At 62.8% G+C, this 19037-nt stretch carries 19 protein-coding genes; 13 read left to right on the forward strand and 6 right to left on the reverse strand.

The features are described from left to right. Positions 1–43 precede the first annotated feature (43 nt). Complete coding sequence (locus tag HU750_RS04625; RefSeq protein ID WP_027592455.1) at positions 44–877, forward strand: EamA family transporter; 834 nt, start codon at positions 44–46, stop codon at positions 875–877. Positions 878–905: 28 nt separating this feature from the next. Next, the gene (locus HU750_RS04630; RefSeq protein ID WP_099455537.1) at positions 906–1292 is read left to right on the forward strand and encodes an MAPEG family protein; all 387 of its coding nucleotides are present in this window, start codon (positions 906–908) and stop codon (positions 1290–1292) included. Between the two features lie 113 nt (positions 1293–1405). Here HU750_RS04630 and mltA read toward each other — a convergent pair whose 3' ends face one another. After that, a complete protein-coding gene (mltA, locus tag HU750_RS04635; protein WP_186677271.1) occupies positions 1406–2557 on the reverse strand; it encodes a murein transglycosylase A in 1152 nt (383 codons plus the stop codon). A gap of 118 nt (positions 2558–2675) precedes the next feature. Here mltA and HU750_RS04640 point away from each other — a divergent pair, with 118 nt between their 5' ends. Further along, positions 2676–3122 carry a c-type cytochrome gene (locus HU750_RS04640; protein ID WP_186677273.1) on the forward strand — a complete coding sequence of 149 codons (447 nt, stop codon included), beginning with the start codon at positions 2676–2678 and terminating at the stop codon, positions 3120–3122. Positions 3123–3244: 122 nt separating this feature from the next. Here the strand turns inward: HU750_RS04640 and HU750_RS04645 are convergent, their stop codons facing one another. The 4 genes from HU750_RS04645 to HU750_RS04660 all read right to left on the reverse strand — a co-directional run bounded on the left by HU750_RS04645 (position 3245) and on the right by HU750_RS04660 (position 7816). After that, positions 3245–3637, reverse strand: coding sequence for a DUF1090 domain-containing protein (locus HU750_RS04645; RefSeq protein WP_027592459.1), 393 nt, complete (start codon positions 3635–3637; stop codon positions 3245–3247). Positions 3638–3768: 131 nt separating this feature from the next. Further along, positions 3769–5469, reverse strand: coding sequence for an NAD-dependent DNA ligase LigB (gene ligB / locus HU750_RS04650; protein WP_186677275.1), 1701 nt, complete (start codon positions 5467–5469; stop codon positions 3769–3771). Between the two features lie 144 nt (positions 5470–5613). Continuing rightward, on the reverse strand, positions 5614–6804 hold the full coding sequence (gene metK / locus HU750_RS04655; protein WP_027592460.1) for a methionine adenosyltransferase: 1191 nt from the start codon (positions 6802–6804) through the stop codon (positions 5614–5616). 19 nt (positions 6805–6823) lie between these two features. Continuing rightward, the gene (locus HU750_RS04660) at positions 6824–7816 is read right to left on the reverse strand and encodes an ArsR/SmtB family transcription factor (RefSeq protein WP_027592461.1); all 993 of its coding nucleotides are present in this window, start codon (positions 7814–7816) and stop codon (positions 6824–6826) included. Positions 7817–8041: 225 nt separating this feature from the next. On the opposite strand from HU750_RS04660, the gene tkt reads away from it, so the two are divergent. The 9 genes from tkt to HU750_RS04705 all read left to right on the forward strand — a co-directional run bounded on the left by tkt (position 8042) and on the right by HU750_RS04705 (position 17540). Next, positions 8042–10039, forward strand: a complete 1998-nt coding sequence (gene tkt / locus HU750_RS04665; protein ID WP_186677280.1) for a transketolase — start codon at positions 8042–8044, stop codon at positions 10037–10039. Between the two features lie 152 nt (positions 10040–10191). Then, positions 10192–11253: an erythrose-4-phosphate dehydrogenase gene (epd, locus tag HU750_RS04670; protein ID WP_186677283.1), complete on the forward strand. Its 1062-nt coding sequence runs from the start codon at positions 10192–10194 to the stop codon at positions 11251–11253. 12 nt (positions 11254–11265) lie between these two features. After that, on the forward strand, positions 11266–12429 hold the full coding sequence (locus HU750_RS04675; protein WP_027592464.1) for a phosphoglycerate kinase: 1164 nt from the start codon (positions 11266–11268) through the stop codon (positions 12427–12429). Continuing rightward, a complete protein-coding gene (locus HU750_RS04680) occupies positions 12429–12680 on the forward strand; it encodes a hypothetical protein (protein WP_099430618.1) in 252 nt (83 codons plus the stop codon). Before HU750_RS04675 ends, HU750_RS04680 begins: the two co-directional genes overlap by 1 nt. 178 nt (positions 12681–12858) lie before the next feature. Next, positions 12859–13188, forward strand: coding sequence for an MliC family protein (locus HU750_RS04685; protein ID WP_027592466.1), 330 nt, complete (start codon positions 12859–12861; stop codon positions 13186–13188). 100 nt (positions 13189–13288) lie between these two features. After that, on the forward strand, positions 13289–14353 hold the full coding sequence (gene fba, locus HU750_RS04690) for a class II fructose-bisphosphate aldolase (RefSeq protein ID WP_008093958.1): 1065 nt from the start codon (positions 13289–13291) through the stop codon (positions 14351–14353). Positions 14354–14561: 208 nt separating this feature from the next. Continuing rightward, positions 14562–16691: a putative bifunctional diguanylate cyclase/phosphodiesterase gene (locus HU750_RS04695; protein ID WP_186677286.1), complete on the forward strand. Its 2130-nt coding sequence runs from the start codon at positions 14562–14564 to the stop codon at positions 16689–16691. Positions 16692–16730: 39 nt separating this feature from the next. After that, positions 16731–17231, forward strand: a complete 501-nt coding sequence (locus HU750_RS04700; protein WP_186677289.1) for a M48 metallopeptidase family protein — start codon at positions 16731–16733, stop codon at positions 17229–17231. 12 nt (positions 17232–17243) lie between these two features. Beyond that, the gene (locus tag HU750_RS04705) at positions 17244–17540 is read left to right on the forward strand and encodes a winged helix-turn-helix domain-containing protein (RefSeq protein ID WP_003249396.1); all 297 of its coding nucleotides are present in this window, start codon (positions 17244–17246) and stop codon (positions 17538–17540) included. Positions 17541–17569: 29 nt separating this feature from the next. Here HU750_RS04705 and HU750_RS04710 read toward each other — a convergent pair whose 3' ends face one another. Then, positions 17570–18022: a GNAT family N-acetyltransferase gene (locus HU750_RS04710; RefSeq protein WP_186677292.1), complete on the reverse strand. Its 453-nt coding sequence runs from the start codon at positions 18020–18022 to the stop codon at positions 17570–17572. A 220-nt stretch (positions 18023–18242) separates the two neighbouring features. Between HU750_RS04710 and HU750_RS04715 the strand changes: the two genes are divergently transcribed. Beyond that, complete coding sequence (locus HU750_RS04715; RefSeq protein WP_186677294.1) at positions 18243–18980, forward strand: substrate-binding periplasmic protein; 738 nt, start codon at positions 18243–18245, stop codon at positions 18978–18980. Positions 18981–19037 lie beyond the last annotated feature (57 nt).

Consider the following 19037-nt stretch of genomic DNA (forward strand, 5'->3'; position numbering starts at 1 on the left):
ACGATATATTCGTGCCTCAATAACGTCACAAGGACTTGAAGGCGTGTTGGCAACTTCCCTGGTACTGGTCGCCGCCCTCCTGCATGCGACCTGGAACACCCTGATCAAATTCAGCGGCGAACGCTTGTTGGTGATTGCCAGCATGGACACGGTCGCCTTGGCTTTTGCCGTGCTGGCCGTGGCCTTTGTCGAGGTGCCTCCCGCCGAAATCTGGCCCTGGTTGGTCGCCTCGGCGCTGGCCGAACAGTTGTACCGCTATCTGCTGATCCAGGCCTATCGGGTTGGCGACCTTGGGCTGGTCTATCCTCTGATGCGCGGGTTGTCGCCGCTGGTGGTGCTGGGCTTGACCCTGGCCTTTGCCGGGGAATCGCTGAGCCAGCAGCAGATCATCGGCATCCTGCTCATTCCGTGTGGCATGGCGTGCCTGCTGTGGCAGGGGGGCGGTGGTGATCGGCTGCCTTGGTCGATGTTGCCCGTGGTGGCGCTGATTGGCCTGTGCATCGGTTGCTACACCTGGTTCGACGGCCAGGCGGTGCGGCTGTGGGGCAAGCCTTGGGACTACCTGGTATGGCTGACCTTGCTCAGTGCCTGGCCCTTCCCGCTGCTGGCCAGTGTGGCGCGCCGTGCACCGTTTGTGCTGTTTTGGCGAACCCAATGGCGGCTGGGGTTGGCCGTAGGGCTTTGTGTGCTGTTCAGTTATGCCCTGGTGCTGTGGGCCATGCACCTGGGGTCGGTGGCCGAGGCGGCGGCGCTGCGGGAACTGAGCGTGATCCTGGTGGTGCTGTTGGGTATGCGCTACCTCAAAGAACCTTTTGGCGGGCCAAGACTCCTAGCTTGCGGGCTGGTGCTGGCAGGCATGCTGGTAATGAAGCTCTAACCTTTCGATTGAACAAGGAGTGCTGTCCATGACCGTTGCCCTGTGGTGCATCCTGATTGCCCTGGTATTGCCGCCGCTTTGTGCATTGATCGCCAAAGTGAGCAGTGGCCGCTTCGGCCTCAAGGACAATCACGATCCGCGTGCCTTCCTGGACACGCTATCGGGCCTGCCTCGCCGAGCCCATGCGGCGCAGCAGAATAGCTACGAAGCGTTTCCGGCGTTTGCGGCGGCCGTGCTGGTGGCAGATATCGTCGGCAATGCCGAGCAGGTGACGCAGGACGTGCTGGGCGTGATGTACATCACCAGCCGGTTGCTCTACATCATCTGCTACCTGGCGGACTGGGCGGCATTGCGGTCAGTGGTGTGGTTTGCCGGGTTGGCGTTGATCGTGGCGTTTTTCGTGGTTTCCGTCTGAAACCGAGTTGGCTTCTTCGCGGGCAAGCACGCTCCCACAGGGGATCATGCATTATTCAGGGTTTGCACGATTACTGTGGGAGCGGGCTTGCCCCGCGAAGAGCCCAGCCCCGATCAAGGCACTTTCGGTACTTCAGGCAGCGGTTTGCCCTTAGGCCACAACATCCAGATCTGCCCTTGCTGCTTCATGTTCCCGGCCAGCTCACCGGCTTCTGGCCCGGTCCCCCAGAACAGGTCTGCACGTACCTCACCGGCAATCGCACCCCCGGTATCCTGAGCGCCTACCGGCCGCACCACCGGGGTACCATCCGGGCGCGTAGTGGATAACCACAGCAGGCTGCCCAACGGAATCACCTTGCGGTCGATCGCCACGCTGTAGCCGGCCGTCAGTGGCACGTTGAGCGAGCCGCGCGGGCCTTCGTTACTGTCGGGGCGGGTGCTGAAAAACACGTAGCTGGGGTTGCTGGCCAGCAGCTCTGGTACCCGCTGCGGGTTGGCTTGGGCCCAGGCATGAATGCTGCCCATGCTGACGTCTTCCTTCTTCAACTGGCCCTGTTCCACCAGCCAACGCCCGATCGGCCGGTAGGGGTGGCCATTTTGGTCGGCGTAGCCCAGGCGCAGCTGGCGGCCATCTTCCAGTTGTACCCGGCCCGAACCCTGTATCTGCAGGAACTGCAAGTCCATCGGGTCGGTCAGCCAGGCCAGCACCGGGGCTTTTACGCCCTCACGGTTGATGACTTCGGCTGTGTCGTAAGGCTTGAGCACCCGGCCATCCAGTCGCCCGCGCAGGCGCTTGCCCTTGAGCTCTGGGTACACACTGGCGAGGTCGACCACGATCATGTCGTCGGGCACGCCGTACACCGCTACGTGGTTAGTTTCGGTCGGTTTCAGGCTGCCCGGGTAGACCGGCTCGTAGTAGCCAGTGATCAGGCCGTTGGCGTTGTTCTCGGCCGAGCGCAAGCCATAGACCTGCAGGTTTTGCTGCAGGAAGGCGCGTATTTGCAGTGCATCGTCCGGCACGCTGGCAGCGGCCTCGCAGGTGGTGGCCCAGACGGCGTCGCGCTTGAGTTTTTCACAGCCATTGCGCCACGCGTGGAAGCCGGCCACCAGGTCGGTGTCGCTGACGCTGGGCAGGTCCTGCCAGGTGGCACTGGCATAGGTGGCAATGGCATGGGGCTCAGGTTTGGCGTTCTCGCCGCCGTTGCAGCCGGCCAGCAGGGCCAGTGCCGGGAGTGTCCAGGCCAGGTGGCGCAGGGCGAATTTCATAGGGGGATTCCTGTCAGGGCGAACATGAAGATTCGACCTTGTGTTTTATGTGGCTATTGGTCATTGGCCCTTGGCCAGCGATACTGGCCGCCCATTTTCGTAGGCCGTAGTGACCGTGATGTTCAAGCGATTGACCGTTGTTCTGCTCGCAGCCCTTGCCCTGAGTGCCTGTGACCGTGTGGACCCGAACTCGCCGCTGGGCCAGCGCAAGGCGATCTTCAAGGACATGCTCAAGACCAGCGAGGACCTGGGTGGCATGCTGCGCGGCCGTTTGCCGTTCGACGGGGTGAAGTTCTCCGACGGGGCCGTGAAGCTCGACAGCCTGTCGCGCCAGCCGTGGCAGCACTTCCCCCAAGCGCGCGATGGCGGTGACAGCAGCGCGCGAGCGGAGGTGTGGGAGCGTCAGGCGCGGTTCCATGACCTTGCCCGGCAACTGGAGGGCGTGACCGGTGAATTGGTCGATGCTACCCGGGGCCAGCCGCTGGAGGCGGCGCAGTTGAAGGGACCGATGGACAGGGTCGAGGCTGCGTGCAAGGCTTGCCATACTGAATTCCGCAATCATTGATCGCCTGTAAGGGTCTTATCGCCGGCAAGCCAGCTCCCACAGTAAACACACAGCCCTTGAGAGCAGTGGAGTACCCGTGGGAGCTGGCTTGCCGGCGATAAGGCGCTCACGGACGCTGCACCTCAGCGGTCGAGTTCGTCGACCGCTTCCTGCAGTTCTTTGCGCGACTCGGCGAGTTTGTCTTTACGCTTGTTTATCTTTTCAGCATCGCCTTTCTTTTCGGCCTTCTTCAGGTCTTTTTCGCGTTGCGCGACCTCATGGCGCGCATCGAGCACCTTTTGTTCACGCTCTTTGCGCAGGCTGGTTTCTGTACAGTTTTTTGCACCTTCCAGTGCCTGCTCGAGCCCCGCAACCTGGTCACTGTTGCCGTGTTCGCGGGCAATCTTCAGTTGGTTCTCGATGGCGCTGCGTTTGGCCGCGCAGCCAGTCAGGCCAGCATCCGGCTCGGCAGCCTGCACGGCGCCAGCAGCGAGGCCCAGTGTTGCGAGCAAGAAAAGAGTCGAAATACGTTTCATGAAAAGCCTCCTGAACGGGGCGGGGCAGAAAAGTTGGGGGAAATCCTGCCTTGGTTTTTCCTATTTAGAAACCCTTGTTGGTTTTTTATGGCCGAAACTCAGACTTTCCTTGCGTGGGATTTGGTAAAAAATCATTGCGCGAGCGGTTTGTTGCTGATTTGGAACGCCTTCACGCCGGCCTCGCTTAACTGCGCCGCAATGGCTTGAGTTTCGTTGGCCGTAAAAAACGCTTCCAGCTGACGCGCGCGCACTGCGCCGATACCCGGCATGGCGTGCCAATCATCGGCCGTGCGCGAGGACAGCTGCGCCCAATCACCGTCGAGCTGGATGCCACCCGGTACGGGTGCGCCAAGCGCGCGCAGCCAGCGGGAGAAGGGCTGTGCTCGGGCGCCTTCGAAGGCGTGCAGCAGCTGCGTGGCGGTGGCGTCGCTGATGCCCGGTACCTGGCCCAGGCGCTGAGCATCGAGTTGCAGCCAATCCGTCATCGAAGTGACCAACCCAGCCCCGACCAGGCGCTGCCACGTACCTGGCCCGGTGCGCGGCATTGCCAGCCCCTGCTTGCCACTTAGCCATGTAAGCCGCGCAATGAACTGCTCGTCGCAACCGTCGTCTGCGTGCCAGCAGCTATGGGGGTGGTAGCGCCCCGGTTGCGGCGCTGCAACCGGCTGGCGTAGGGCCGCCCGGTGCACCACGTGCTCGAAACGCGGAATGGTCAGGCCGGCCAGGCTGATTGCTACCTGATCACCCGGCGCAATGTCGAGGCGCTGCCAGCGTGCCAGTGAGCCCAGGCTGACCTGTGTGATCAGCCGGTCGTCCAGCTTGACCGGGTGCAGGCGCAGCACCGGCGTGACCCTGCCCGTGCGACCGACTCGGAAGCGTACCTCACGTACCTCTGCCAAGGCTTGGGCGTAGGGGTATTTCCAGGCTGCCAGCCAGTAGGGCGGCTTGGCCTGCCAACGCTCGGCAGGAGGCCGACTGCTCTGGCGCAGGATGACGCCGTCGGTGGCGAAGGGCAGAGGTGAGCGGTACCAGTGCTGGCGCCAGTGTGCGGCATCGGCGATGGAGTCGATGGCAACGCTGTAGCGCTGGCTGTCGGGGAAGCCCAGTTGTGCCAGCTGCGACAGGCGCTCCGCCTGGCTGCTGGGGCCCTGTGGCCAATCCCAGACGAACAGGCCGATGCTGGCGCCTTGTTCAGCGCTGAGCTGCTTGCGGGCGAGCAGCCCTGCCACGGTGCCCCGCGCCTTGGCGCTGCCCGCCTGGGCTTGCACGTGCTGGTCCAGGCGCAGATACAGCTCACCCTGCAACACCAGGTCAAGGGCCTGGGGCAGTTGCCGGGTAATGGCATCGAGGTGCGGGATGTGGCGGCTCCAGTCGTGCCCCTGGGCCCCGTCACCCCGGCTCAGCAACTCTACGAGTTGCCCCTGTCGGTAGAGCAAGGATACCGCCACCCCATCGACCTTCGGCTGCACCCACAGGCCAGCCTTGCCGGCCATCCAGCGGCCGACGGCCTGCTCGTCGCCCAGCTTGTCGACGCCTGTATGCGGGACGGGGTGGGTAATCGGGCCGCGCGCCGTGGCCAGTGGCGCGGGTTGCGCCTGCAGGCCGAAGCATTGCTGCCAGTGTTCCAGGCGTTGCCGGCTCTGGTCATACAGTTCATCTGCTACCTGGGTGATGCCCAGGCGATGGTAGCCGTCGTCCCATTGGGCAATCGTGCTGCGAAGGTGGGTGACCTCGGCGTGGGCTTGTTTGGCGTCCCAGTCGGGGCAGGGGCTGGCGTGCACCAGCGAGGCATGTAGCGATAGCAGCAGTGCGAACAACAGCATGAACGGCATGGCCAGCATCCTTGCATGGCGGGTGGGAACCCTCAGCCTAGGCAGGCTGGGTGCCGATTGCCGTGAACAGTTGTCAGCCGATATGTCACAAAAAAGCCCCTGCCGATTGCTCGGCAGGGGCTTTCGTCCAGCGCTGTAGGAAACTTACAGGCCGGCAGCGTCACGCAGCGACTGGGCGCGGTCGGTGCGTTCCCAGGTGAAGGTGGTGAAGGTGTCGTCGCCGACTGTCTTCTGCTGCGGGGTGCGGCCGAAGTGGCCGTAGGCCGCGGTTTCCTGGTACATCGGGTGGAGCAGGTCGAGCATCTTGGTGATCGCGTACGGACGCAGGTCGAAGCACTCGCGCACCAGTTGGACGATCTTGTCGTCGGAGACCTTGCCGGTACCGAAGGTGTTGATCGAGATGGAGGTTGGCTGAGCTACGCCAATGGCGTAGGAGACCTGGATCTCGCAACGCTCGGCCAGGCCGGCGGCGACGATGTTCTTGGCCACGTAGCGACCGGCGTAGGCGGCGGAACGGTCGACCTTGGACGGGTCCTTGCCGGAGAACGCGCCACCACCGTGGCGGGCCATGCCGCCGTAGGAGTCGACGATGATCTTGCGGCCGGTCAGGCCACAGTCGCCCACCGGGCCACCGATGATGAAGTTGCCGGTCGGGTTGATGTGGTACTGGGTATCTTTGTGCAGCAGTTCGGCCGGCAGGGTGTGCTTGACGATCAGCTCCATCACCGCTTCCTGCAGGTCTTTTTGCGAGACCTCAGGGTTGTGCTGGGTCGACAGGACCACCGCGTCGATGCCGACTACCTTGCCATTTTCGTAACGGCAGGTGACCTGCGACTTGGCGTCCGGGCGCAGCCACGGCAGCAGGCGCGACTTGCGCGCTTCGGCCTGGCGCTCGACCAGACGGTGCGAGAAGCAGATCGGCGCTGGCATCAGCACGTCGGTTTCGTTGCTGGCGTAGCCGAACATCAGGCCCTGGTCGCCAGCGCCCTGGTCTTCCGGCTTGGAGCGGTCGACGCCCTGGGCGATGTCCACGGACTGCTTGCCGATGATGTTCATCACCGCGCAGGTGGCGCCGTCGAAGCCGACGTCGGAGCTGTTGTAGCCGATGTCGATGATGACTTTACGTACCAGTTCTTCGAGGTCGACCCAGGCGGACGTGGACACTTCGCCAGCGATGATGGCGACACCGGTCTTGACCAAGGTTTCGCAGGCCACGCGGGCGTATTTGTCCTGAGCGATGATGGCATCAAGGACAGCGTCCGAAATCTGGTCGGCGATCTTGTCCGGATGCCCTTCGGACACGGACTCGGAGGTGAAAAGGGAGTATTCGCTCATCTCGAAGGGTTCCTAAAATTTACCGATGGTGTATGTCGCCAGTCGCCCGCTGAAAATGGCGGACCTGTATCTGGAAACCGTTGCGCAAGCCCACATAGAGGCTGTCCCCGGGGACCAGCCCGGCACTATTGGCCCAACGGGCCAGGTCGTCCTGTTCGAAGCCCAGCCAGAGGTCGCCGCAGGCATCGCGCGCCCACCCCTGGTCATGGCTGCACAGTTCGGTGACCAGCAGGCTGCCGCCCGCTTTCACCCGTTTGGCCAGCTGGCGCAGGGCCAGGGCCGGGTCGCTGAAATGGTGCAGCACCATGTTCAGCACAACGCAGTCGGCTGCCACATCCGTTGCATTCAGTGCATCGGCCAACTGCAGGTTCACGTTGTCCAGGCGCTCACGCTGGCAGACCTGGCGGGCCAGCTCGAGCATGGTCGGGCTGTTGTCCAGGGCGGTCACCGTGGCGAAGCGCCGTGCCAGGTCCGGCAGGAAGCCGCCGTCGCCGGGGCCTACTTCCAGCGCGCTGGCGGTGGGCGCGAAGTTCAGCTTGTCGAGCAGCGCCAGCAGGCTTTCGCGGTACTGCGGCAGGCCGGCGATCAGGTCTTGCTGGGCGCGGAATTTTTCTTCCACGCGCAGGAAAAAGTCCTGGCTGGTGGCTGCGCGGCGTTGCTGCACCTGGGCGATGCGCGCCTGCACCGCAGGTGGCAAGGTCAGGTCGTCGACTTCTTCGAGCAATGCCGTGTGCAGGCGCCCGCCCAGGCGTAGGCTGTCGGGCAGGGCGCGGCGGTAGAAAATCGCGTTGCCCTCGCGCCGGGTCGCCACCAGCTCGGCCTGGGCCAGCACCTTCAGGTGATGGCTCATGCCGGACTGGCCGATGTCGAAGATTTGCGCCAGTTCGAGCACGCCAAACGAATCGCTGGCCAATGCGCGCAAAACATTCAGGCGCAGCGCGTCGCCACTGGCTTTGCACAAGGCGGCCAGGGTGTCGCTTCGCTGAGGGATCGATTGCGCACGGAGGTTCATGGGGCGGCAGTCTAGACAGGCATCGTGGCACCCGCAAGGCCAATATCAAAAAGTTTTGATATTGGCGATGAGCTGCAAGGATAGAGCGGCCCCAGCCCATGCTTGCATGCACCTTGCCGCTTAAAGCGTGCCGCTTGACGCTTAAATGTTTGCCCCCAGCCCCCCAGTGGGCGAAAATGGCCGCCTTTTTTCGTATCACAACCTTTCAGCCCCAGGAGATCAGCGATGCCCAGCCGTCGTGAACGTGCCAACGCCATTCGTGCCCTCAGCATGGATGCCGTGCAAAAGGCTAACAGCGGCCACCCAGGTGCCCCTATGGGCATGGCGGATATCGCCGAAGTGCTTTGGCGTGACTACCTGAAGCACAACCCGAGCAACCCAAGCTTCGCCGACCGTGACCGCTTCGTGCTGTCCAACGGCCACGGCTCGATGCTGATCTACTCGCTGCTGCACCTGACCGGCTATGACCTGTCGATCGACGACCTCAAGGCCTTCCGCCAGCTGCACAGCCGTACCCCGGGCCACCCGGAATACGGCTACACCCCAGGTGTGGAGACCACCACCGGCCCACTGGGCCAAGGCCTGGCTAACGCCGTGGGCTTCGCCCTGGCGGAAAAAGTCCTGGGCGCACAGTTCAACCGTGAAGGCCACAACATCGTCGACCACAACACCTACGTGTTCCTCGGCGACGGCTGCATGATGGAAGGTATCTCCCACGAAGTCGCCGCTTTGGCCGGCACCCTGGGCCTGGGCAAGCTGATTGCCTTCTATGACGACAACGGCATCTCCATCGACGGCGAAGTCGAAGGCTGGTTCACCGACGACACGCCGAAGCGTTTCGAAGCCTACAACTGGCAGGTGATCCGCAACGTCGACGGCCATGACGCCGACGAGATCAAGACCGCGATCGAGACTGCACGCAAAAGCGATCAGCCGACCCTGATCTGCTGCAAGACCATCATCGGTTTCGGTTCGCCGAACAAGCAGGGCAAGGAAGACTGCCACGGCGCACCGCTGGGCAACGACGAAATCGCCCTGGCCCGTAAAGAGTTGAACTGGAACCACGGCCCGTTCGAAATCCCGGCCGACATCTATGCCGAGTGGGACGCCAAGGCCGCCGGTGCCAAAGCTGAAGCCGAGTGGAACCAGCGCTTCGACGCCTACGCCAAGGCGTACCCTGAGCTGGCTGCTGAGTTCAAGCGCCGTGACAGCGGCGAGCTGCCGGCTGACTTCTCCGAGAAGGCCCAGGCCTACATCAACGAAGTCGCTGCCAAAGGCGAGACCATTGCCAGCCGCAAGGCCAGCCAGAATGCCCTGAACGCCTTCGGCCCGTTGCTGCCTGAGTTCCTCGGCGGTTCGGCTGACCTGGCCGGTTCCAACCTGACCCTGTGGAAAGGTTGCAAGGGCGTCGACGCCCATGACGCTAGCGGCAACTACGTCTACTACGGCGTACGCGAGTTCGGCATGACCGCGATCATGAACGGCGTTGCCCTGCACGGCGGCCTGGTGCCTTACGGCGCGACCTTCCTGATGTTCATGGAATACGCCCGCAACGCGGTGCGCATGTCGGCCCTGATGAAGCAGCGCGTGATCCACGTCTACACCCACGACTCCATCGGCCTGGGCGAAGACGGCCCGACTCACCAGCCGATCGAGCAGCTGACCAGCCTGCGCAGCACGCCGAACCTGGACACCTGGCGCCCAGCTGACGCGGTCGAATCGGCCGTGTCCTGGAAAAACGCCCTGGAGCGCAAAGACGGCCCATCGGCGCTGATCTTCTCGCGTCAGAACCTGCAGCATCAGGACCGTAACGCCCAGCAGATCGCTGACATCAGCCGTGGTGGTTACATCCTCAAGGACTGCGCTGGCGAGCCAGAGTTGATCCTGATCGCCACCGGTTCCGAAGTGGGCCTGGCGGTTCAGGCCTTCGACAAGCTGAGCGAGCAAGGCCGCAAGGTCCGCGTGGTTTCCATGCCGTGCACCAGCGTGTTCGACGCCCAGGACGCTGCCTACAAGCAGTCTGTACTGCCACTGGAAGTGGGTGCGCGCATCGCCATCGAAGCTGCCCACGCCGACTTCTGGTACAAGTACGTCGGCCTGGAAGGCCGTATCATCGGCATGACCACCTACGGTGAGTCGGCCCCGGCCTCTGCATTGTTCGAAGAATTCGGCTTTACCCTGGAGAATATCCTGGGCACCGCCGAAGAGCTGCTGGAAGACTGATACAGGCAAAGCGAGGGCCTTTGGCCCTCGTTCGCGGCACAAGGCCGCTCCCACAGGATCTGCATACGCCGCAGTACCCTGTGGGAGCGGCCTTGTGCCGCGAATGGGCCGTATGGCGGCCCCTTTCAACCGACGGATTTCAAGAGCCACCTATGCCCCACCCGCGTCCCTACAAAGTTGCACTCAACGGTTATGGCCGCATCGGCCGCTGTGTCCTGCGCGCGTTGTTCGAGCGGGGGGCGAAGGCCGGTTTCGAGATTGTTGCGTTGAACGACCTGGCCGATCAGGCCAGCCTCGAGTACCTGACACGCTTCGACTCCACCCACGGGCGTTTCCCTGGGGAAGTGAGGGTCGACGGCGACTGTCTGCATATTAACGGCGACTGCGTGAAGGTGATGCGCAGCGCCACCCCGGAAGGCATCGACTGGGCCGCCCTGGACATCGACCTGGTGCTGGAGTGCTCCGGCGCCTACAACACCCGCGCCGATGGCCAGCGTTTTCTTGATGCCGGCGCGCCACGGGTGCTGTTCTCGCAGCCCATGGCCAGCGAGGCGGACGTGGACGCCACGGTGGTGTACGGCATCAACCAGGCATGCCTGACGGGCAACGAGCGCCTGGTGTCCAACGCGTCTTGCACCACCAACTGCGGCGTGCCGCTGTTGCGCGTGCTGGACCAGGCGTTCGGCATCGAATACGTGCAGATCACCACCATCCACTCGGCGATGAACGACCAGCCGGTGATCGACGCTTATCACCACGAAGACCTGCGCCGTACGCGCTCTGCGTTCCAGTCGGTGATCCCGGTGTCCACGGGCCTTGCGCGCGGCATCGAGCGGCTGCTGCCGGAACTTGCCGGGCGAATTCAGGCCAAAGCGGTACGCGTGCCGACCGTCAACGTCTCATGCCTGGACATCACGCTGCAGACCGCCCGCGACACCAGCGCCGCCGAGGTCAACCGGGTGCTGCGCGAGGCAGCGCTGGAGGGCCCGCTCAAAGGATTGCTGGCCTATACCGAGCTGCCCCACGCCAGCTGTGATTTCAACCACGACCCGCATTCGGCGATCGTCGATGCCAGCCAGACCCGTGTTTCCGGCCCCCGCCTGGTAAACCTGCTGGCTTGGTTCGACAACGAATGGGGGTTCGCCAACCGTATGCTCGACGTTGCCGAACACTATCTGCACGTCGTTCAACCAACCCGCAACAAACAGCCCTGAAGGACTGCATTCATGACCGTGTTGAAGATGACCGACCTCGACCTGCAAGGTAAACGCGTACTGATCCGCGAAGACCTCAACGTGCCTGTGAAGGACGGTGTGGTAGCCAGCGACGCGCGTATCCTGGCAGCGCTGCCGACCATCAAGCTGGCCCTGGAAAAGGGCGCGGCGGTAATGGTCTGCTCGCACCTGGGCCGCCCGACCGAAGGTGAATTCTCTGCCGAGAACAGCCTCAAGCCGGTCGCCGACTACTTGAGCAAAGCCCTGGGCCGTGACGTGCCGCTGATCGCCGACTACCTGGAAGGTGTCGAGGTCAAGGCCGGTGACCTGGTGCTGTTCGAGAACGTGCGCTTCAACAAGGGCGAGAAAAAGAACGCCGACGAGCTGGCGCAGAAATACGCTGCCCTGTGCGACGTGTTCGTGATGGACGCGTTCGGCACTGCCCACCGCGCCGAAGGTTCGACCCATGGCGTGGCCAAGTTCGCCAAAGTCGCCGCTGCCGGCCCACTGCTGGCCGCCGAGCTGGATGCCCTGGGCAAGGCGCTGAAAGCCCCGGCCAAGCCAATGGCGGCCATCGTCGCTGGCTCCAAGGTGTCGACCAAACTCGACGTGCTGAACAGCCTGAGCACCGTTTGCGACCTGCTGATCGTCGGTGGTGGCATCGCCAACACCTTCCTGGCGGCTGCTGGCCACCCCGTCGGCAAGTCGCTGTACGAGCCTGACCTGGTCGACACCGCCAAGGCCATCGCTGCCAAGGTCAACGTACCGCTGCCGGTCGACGTGGTGGTTGCCAAGGAATTCGCCGAAAGCGCCGAAGCGACCGTCAAGGCCATTGCCGACGTTGCCGCTGACGACATGATCCTGGACATCGGCCCGCAAACCGCTGCCAACTTCGCCGAGCTGCTGAAGTCGTCGCAGACCATTCTGTGGAATGGCCCAGTTGGCGTGTTCGAGTTCGACCAGTTCGGCAACGGCACCAAAGTGCTGGCCAAAGCCATCGCCGAAAGCGCCGCGTTCTCCATCGCGGGCGGTGGTGACACCCTGGCGGCGATCGACAAATATGGCGTTGGCGCCGATATCTCCTACATTTCTACCGGTGGTGGCGCGTTCCTCGAGTTCGTCGAGGGCAAGGTCCTGCCGGCTGTGGCAATCCTGGAAGAGCGGGCCAAGGCCTGATGACGTTGGCGCTTGGCAAAGGGAGCGACCTGATGGTCAAGCAATTGCCTGTGATGATTCTGGCCGGGATGCTGAGCGCGTGCTCCAGCAGCCCGTCTTCGGATGAAGCCGCGTCGCGGTCGCCCAAGGGCGGCTGCTACCAGTCTGAGTGGCAGGCTGAGACCGTACCGGTCATCAACAAGCGCCTGGGTCCGGATGGCCTGGAAAAGTATGACGAAGACCACCAGCACAAGGCGCCCGGTTGCCCTTGATCGGGTTCTCGGGCACCTAAGCTGGGTTTGAAGGTCTTCAACACTGGGGCCGCTGTGCGGCCCATCGCCGGCAAGCCAGCTCCCACAGGCCTTGCACATGCCCTTAGGGGGGTGCGGTACCTGTGGGAGCCGGCTTGCCGGCGATGGGCTGCAAAGCAGCCCTTAGCGGAGTAATGAGATGAAAGCGCTTATGGCCATAGCGGCCCTGGCGACACTGGCAGGATGCTCACTGCTGCAGCCGGCGCAACCCGCCCCGGCAGATAACTGGACCCGTTGGGTCTGTGACACCCAGACCGAAGTGCTGTGGCGCTTCGCGGATGCACAACAAGATTCGGTCGACGTACGCCTTGGCGGCGGCGACCAGGTCTACCGGCTCAAATCCGAGCCGAGCGCGTCGGGCGCGATGTACAGCGATGGCGTGCTGGCCTTCCACACCAAAGGCGAAGAAGGCCTGGTGTACTGGGTGGCAACCAACGATCTGATAGGGCGGGGCTGCAAGGCACCGTGACTGGCCGGGCCGCCCAGGTGGCCCACACTACTTGAACAGCAACCGCCCCTGCGGCAGGCTTGCACGAAACAAACGACGCTTGTCGGGAGAGAGATACACAATGGCACTCATTAGCATGCGCCAGATGCTGGACCACGCCGCCGAGTTCGGTTACGGCGTTCCAGCTTTCAACGTCAACAACCTCGAGCAAATGCGCGCAATCATGGAAGCCGCCGACAAGACCGACTCTCCGGTCATCGTGCAGGCTTCGGCAGGTGCCCGTAAATACGCCGGTGCGCCCTTCCTGCGCCACCTGATCCTGGCCGCGATCGAAGAGTTTCCGCACATCCCGGTGTGCATGCACCAGGACCACGGCACCAGCCCTGACGTGTGCCAGCGCTCGATCCAGCTGGGCTTCAGCTCGGTCATGATGGACGGCTCGCTGGGTGAAGACGGCAAAACCCCAACCGACTACGAGTACAACGTCCGCGTTACTCAGCAGACCGTTGCCATGGCGCACGCCTGCGGCGTTTCGGTAGAAGGCGAGCTGGGCTGCCTGGGTTCGCTGGAAACCGGCATGGCCGGTGAAGAAGACGGTATTGGCGCTGAAGGCGTGCTGGATCACAGCCAGATGCTGACCGACCCTGAAGAAGCCGCCGACTTCGTCAAGAAGACCCAGGTCGACGCCCTGGCCATCGCCATCGGCACCAGCCACGGCGCCTACAAGTTCACCAAGCCACCGACCGGTGACGTGCTGGCGATCGACCGCATCAAGGAAATCCACAAGCGCATCCCTAACACCCACCTGGTGATGCACGGTTCCTCTTCGGTACCGCAAGAGTGGCTGGCGATCATCAACCAGTACGGCGGCGACATCAAAGAAACCTACGGCGTGCCGGTTGAAGAAATCGTCGAAGGCATCAAGCACGGCGTGCGCAAGGTCAACATCGACACCGACCTGCGCCTGGCCTCCACCGGTGCCATGCGTCGCCTGATGGCCCAGAACCCAAGCGAGTTCGACCCGCGCAAGTTCTTCGGTGAAACCGTCAAAGCCATGCGTGACGTGTGCATCGCCCGTTACGAAGCGTTCGGCACCGCCGGCAATGCCTCCAAGATCAAGCCGATCTCCTTGGAAGGCATGTTCCAGCGTTACCTGAAAGGTGAATTGGCCGCCAAGGTCAATTGATTCGCTGGTAGTACTGAAAAACCCGCAGAGATGCGGGTTTTTTTATGCCTGCGATAACCCGTATTCACGGCAGAGCAACCGTTAGTCGGCTACCGTACAGTTTATGCACTGATAGCGTTCTGATTGCATTGCGAGTTACAGGCCCGGGTCTAGAGTACTTATCGGATCCAATCGTGATTTGAAGTCGGTCACACAATAGAGAAGCAGCATGGATGGCGCTCACCTTCAACCACAGCCACGGGATGGTGGCAGCTCGGTTCTACTGGTGGTAGATGATTACCCCGAGAACCTCATCAGTATGCGGGCCTTGCTGGCCCGGCAGGATTGGCAAGTATTGACCGCAAGTTCGGGGGTGGAAGCCCTGAGTGCTTTGCTCGAACATGACGTCGACCTGGTCTTGCTGGATGTACACATGCCGGAAATGGACGGTTTCGAAGTCGCCCGGCTGATGCGCGGCAGCCAGCGCACGCGGCTGACCCCGATCATCTTCCTTACCGCTAACGAACAGTCCGAGGCCGCTGTGCTGAAGGGGTACGCCAGTGGCGCGGTGGACTACATGTTCAAGCCGTTCGACCCGCAGATTCTCAAGCCCAAGGTCCAGGCCCTGCTCGATCAGCAACGCAACCGGCGCATGTTGCAGCAACTGACCCGCGAGCTGGAAACAGCCAGGGCGTTCAACGCTTCGATTCTGGAAAACGCCGCCGAAGGGATTCTGGTGGTGAATGCCGCCGGCACCATCAGTTTCGCCAACCCAGCCATTTCACGCTTGCTGGCAGCACCAGTGGAGCAGTTGCAGGGCGCCCAGTTGCTTGACCTGGTGCAAATGGCCAACGCCAACCTGTGGAGCGAGTCGGATTTCTACCAGGCCTACTTGGGGCGGCAGATCTTCCGCGTGCACGATGCCCAGTTACGCACCCTGGGTGGCGAGCTGGTACCGGTCGCGCTGTCGTGTGCCCCCTTGCCGGCCGATCAGCAGGCGATGGTGGTGACGGTGCTGGACATGTCGGTGGTGCGCAACCTCCACCAACAGCTCGAATACCAAGCGGTAACCGACCCGCTGACCGGCCTGCTCAACCGCCGCGGTTTCTACCAGGCCGCCGAGGGCGTGCTGCTGCGCAACGAGCGCTCGGACAAGGCGCAGGCGCTGATGTACATGGACCTGGATGGCTTCAAGCGGATCAACGACTCGTTGGGCCATGAAGCGGGTGATCGCGTGCTGCGCTGGGTCGCCGAGCAAATCAAGGACTGCCTGGGCAGCGAAGCACTGCTGGCACGGATGGGCGGTGATGAGTTCACGGCGTTGTTCGATAGCTTGCCTTACCCCGAGCAGGCCGGGCGTTACGCCGAGCGCTTGCTTGAGCGCATCGCCATCAGCCAGCAGGTGGAAGGGCTGGATGTGTGCCTTGGGGTCAGCATCGGCATTGCCACCTACCCCGACTGCGGCGCCACCGTCGAGGGCCTGCTGCGCGCAGCCGATGCGGCGATGTACGCGGCCAAGCAGGCTGGCCGCCAGCAATACCGCTTCTATGACCACGAGCTCAATGGCCGCGCACGTTCACGGTTAATGCTTGAAGACGGTGTACGGGCAGCGATCGAACAGCAGGACTTTAGCCTGGTGTATCAACCCCAGGTGGGCTTCGCCGATGGCCACTTGCGCGGTTTCGAGGCGTTGTTGCGCTGGCAGCACCCCAGCGTTGGCGATGTGCCGCCGGGGCTGTTCATACCCCTGCTGGAAGAGGCCCGGCTGATCAACCGCCTGGCCAGCTGGATCTACCGTCAGGGGGCAGCGCAGCGCCAGGCCTGGTGCGATCTTTTCCCTCGCGATCTGGTGCTGGGTATCAGCCTGAGCCGTGCCCAGTTCGTCATGCCTGGCCTGGTCGAGGAGCTGCAGCGGGTGATCCTGGACTATCAACTTGACCCCGCGCAGCTTGAAGTCGAGGTCGCGGAGACGTCGCTGATGTACAACATCGACGCGGCGGTGAAGCAGATACACCGCCTGCGTGAGCTGGGCGTGCGGGTGGCGCTGGATGATTTTGGCGCAGGTGACTGCTCGTTGCGCATGCTGCGGGATTTACCGATCGATACCCTGAAGTTGGACCGCCACCTGGTGGCACGCCTGCCGGACTCAGCCGTGGACGCCGCGCTGGTGCGCAGCGTGGTGAGCCTGTGCGCCGACTACCGCATCACAGTGATCGCCGAAGGTGTGGAAACCCCGGCCCAGGCTGCGTGGCTGAAGGCAAACGGTTGCGCCTACGTGCAGGGTTTTCTGGTGGCGCACCCCATGACCGCAGCGGATGCCAGCGGCTTCCCGGCGATTTTCTCCTGGCCTCGGCCATGATTGGCTAGAATCGCCCTTCGTCACGCCGAATGCACTGCCATGACCGTATTACGTTACCTGCAAGCCTACCCGCCGCACCTGCAAGAGCAGGTGCGGCAGATGATCGACAGCGACCGCCTGGGCGAGTACCTGCAGCGTCGTTACCCCGACCGCCATGACGTGCAGAGCGACAAGGCGCTGTACGGTTATGCCCAGGCGTTGCGGCAGCAGTACCTGCGCAGTGCGCCCAACCTGGACAAGGTGCTGTTCGACAACCGCCTGGACCTGACCCACCGAGCGTTGGGGCTGAACACGGCGGTATCCCGGGTGCAGGGTGGCAATCTCAAGGCGAAGAAGGAAATCCGCATCGCCGCTTTGTTCAAGGAGGCCGCGCCGCAGTTTTTGCGCATGATCGTGGTGCACGAGTTGGCGCACCTGCGTGAGCGCGACCATAACAAGGCGTTTTACCAGCTCTGTCAGCACATGGAGCCGGACTACCATCAACTTGAATTCGACCTGCGCGTCTACCTGACCTATCGGGAGCTGCCGGGCAACTGTTAAGGACCATGCAGCATGGAAGTGAGCAAGACCAAGAGCAGCTTCTACCGCCGCCTGTACGTGGCCTGGCTGATCGACAGCCAGACCGCGACCAGCGTGCCGGCGCTGATGGAGGCCACCGGCATGCCACGCCGCACGGCCCAGGACACCATCGCCGCCCTGGCCGACCTGGACATCGTCTGTGAGTTCGAGCAGCAGGAAGGCGCGCGCAATCATGCCGGGCATTATCGCATTCATGACTGGGGCGCGATCGACAAGCAGTGGATCATTCGGCATTTGCGCCAGATCCGCGAAGTGTTGGGGTATCCGTGATGCGGGGGGCAAAGTGCCCCCTGGCTTTTTCAGCCTTTACGCATACCAATATGCGGAATGTCATCCTCAAGGTATTCCTCACCCACCGCTTCAAACCCATGCCCTGCATAAAAACCTTGCAGATGCGCCTGCGCCGACAGGTACACCGGCGTACCCGGCCAGCAATGCTCGGCCGCCTCCAGCCCTTTGAGCAGCAACGCATGCCCCAGCTTGAGCCCGCGCGCCGCAGGTGACGTGACCACGCGGCCGATGACCACATCGCCCCCTTGGGATTGCGGGTCGAGCAGGCGCAGGTAAGCCACCAGCTTGTCGTCTTGCCAGGCCATCAGGTGCAGGGTGTCGCCGGTCAGGTCCTGGCCATCGACTTCCTGGTAGCTGCAGCGTTGTTCGACCACGAACACTTCAGTGCGCAACTGCAGGATGGCATAGAGCTGCTCCTTGCCGAGATCAGTGTGGTGCTTGCAAAGCCAGTCGATGGACATGGGCAGGAACTCCTTGAATGATCCGTCGATCATCGCAAATCCCAAGGCTACCGACGAGTGGCTGATTGCTGCAGGCGGTGTCATGCAGCCTTCGGCCAAAATAGAGGCAAAATGACACTATTGTCCGCTGCCTTCGGCCGCAGCTTTGTGTACGCTCAGCGGCAGTTGTGGTGCAGACCGCCTATACAGTGTGTGCCCTCCATTGCGAAAGGACTTGAGCATGCGGCCACTGCTTTGTGTTCTGGGGTTGCTGGCAGTGATGCTGGCCTCGCCCGCCCAGGGTTACGGCAAGCTGCGGCTTGTGGCGGATAACTGGCCACCGTTTACCGACACCAGCATGCCCGGCGGCGGTTTGGCGACCAGCATCGTCACCACGGCGCTGGCCCGGGCCGGATACACCAGTGCGTTCGAAGAAGTGCCCTGGGCACGGGCCTTGATGGGCGTCGGCGAAGGGCGTTACGACGTGTTGATCAATGCCTGGCGCAACGACGCGCGTGCGCGCATCGGCCAGTTTTCCGACGCCTACCTGACTAACCGCATCCGCTTGCTCAAGCGCAAGGGTGAGGCGTTTGACTATCAGCATGCTGCCGATTTGTACCCCTACAGCATTGCCGTGGTGCGTGACTATGCCTACTCGCCCGATTTCGACAGCGACACCCGCTTGCACAAAGTGCCTGTGCGCAATTTCTCGTCAGCCGTGCGCATGTTGGCGGCAGGCCGGGTGAACCTGGCGGTAGAAGATGAATACGTGGCCCGTTACAACCTGCAGCGCGAACCGCAGGCGGTGCGTGATGGTGTGGAACTGATCGACCCGCCACTGGCGCAGAACAGCCTGCATATTCTGGTCAGCCTGAAACACCCGCAACACCAGCAGATTGTCGAACGGTTCGAACAGGCGATTGCGGCGATGAAAGCTGATGGCAGTTATGCGCGCTTGTTACGCCAGCATGGCTTTTGACCTCTAATGCCCGTGCTGGCCTCTTCGCGGGTAAACCCGCTTCCACACAAGCGATAC

Source organism: Pseudomonas sp. SWRI50, from assembly GCF_014269095.1.
GTDB lineage: Bacteria > Pseudomonadota > Gammaproteobacteria > Pseudomonadales > Pseudomonadaceae > Aquipseudomonas > Aquipseudomonas kermanshahensis.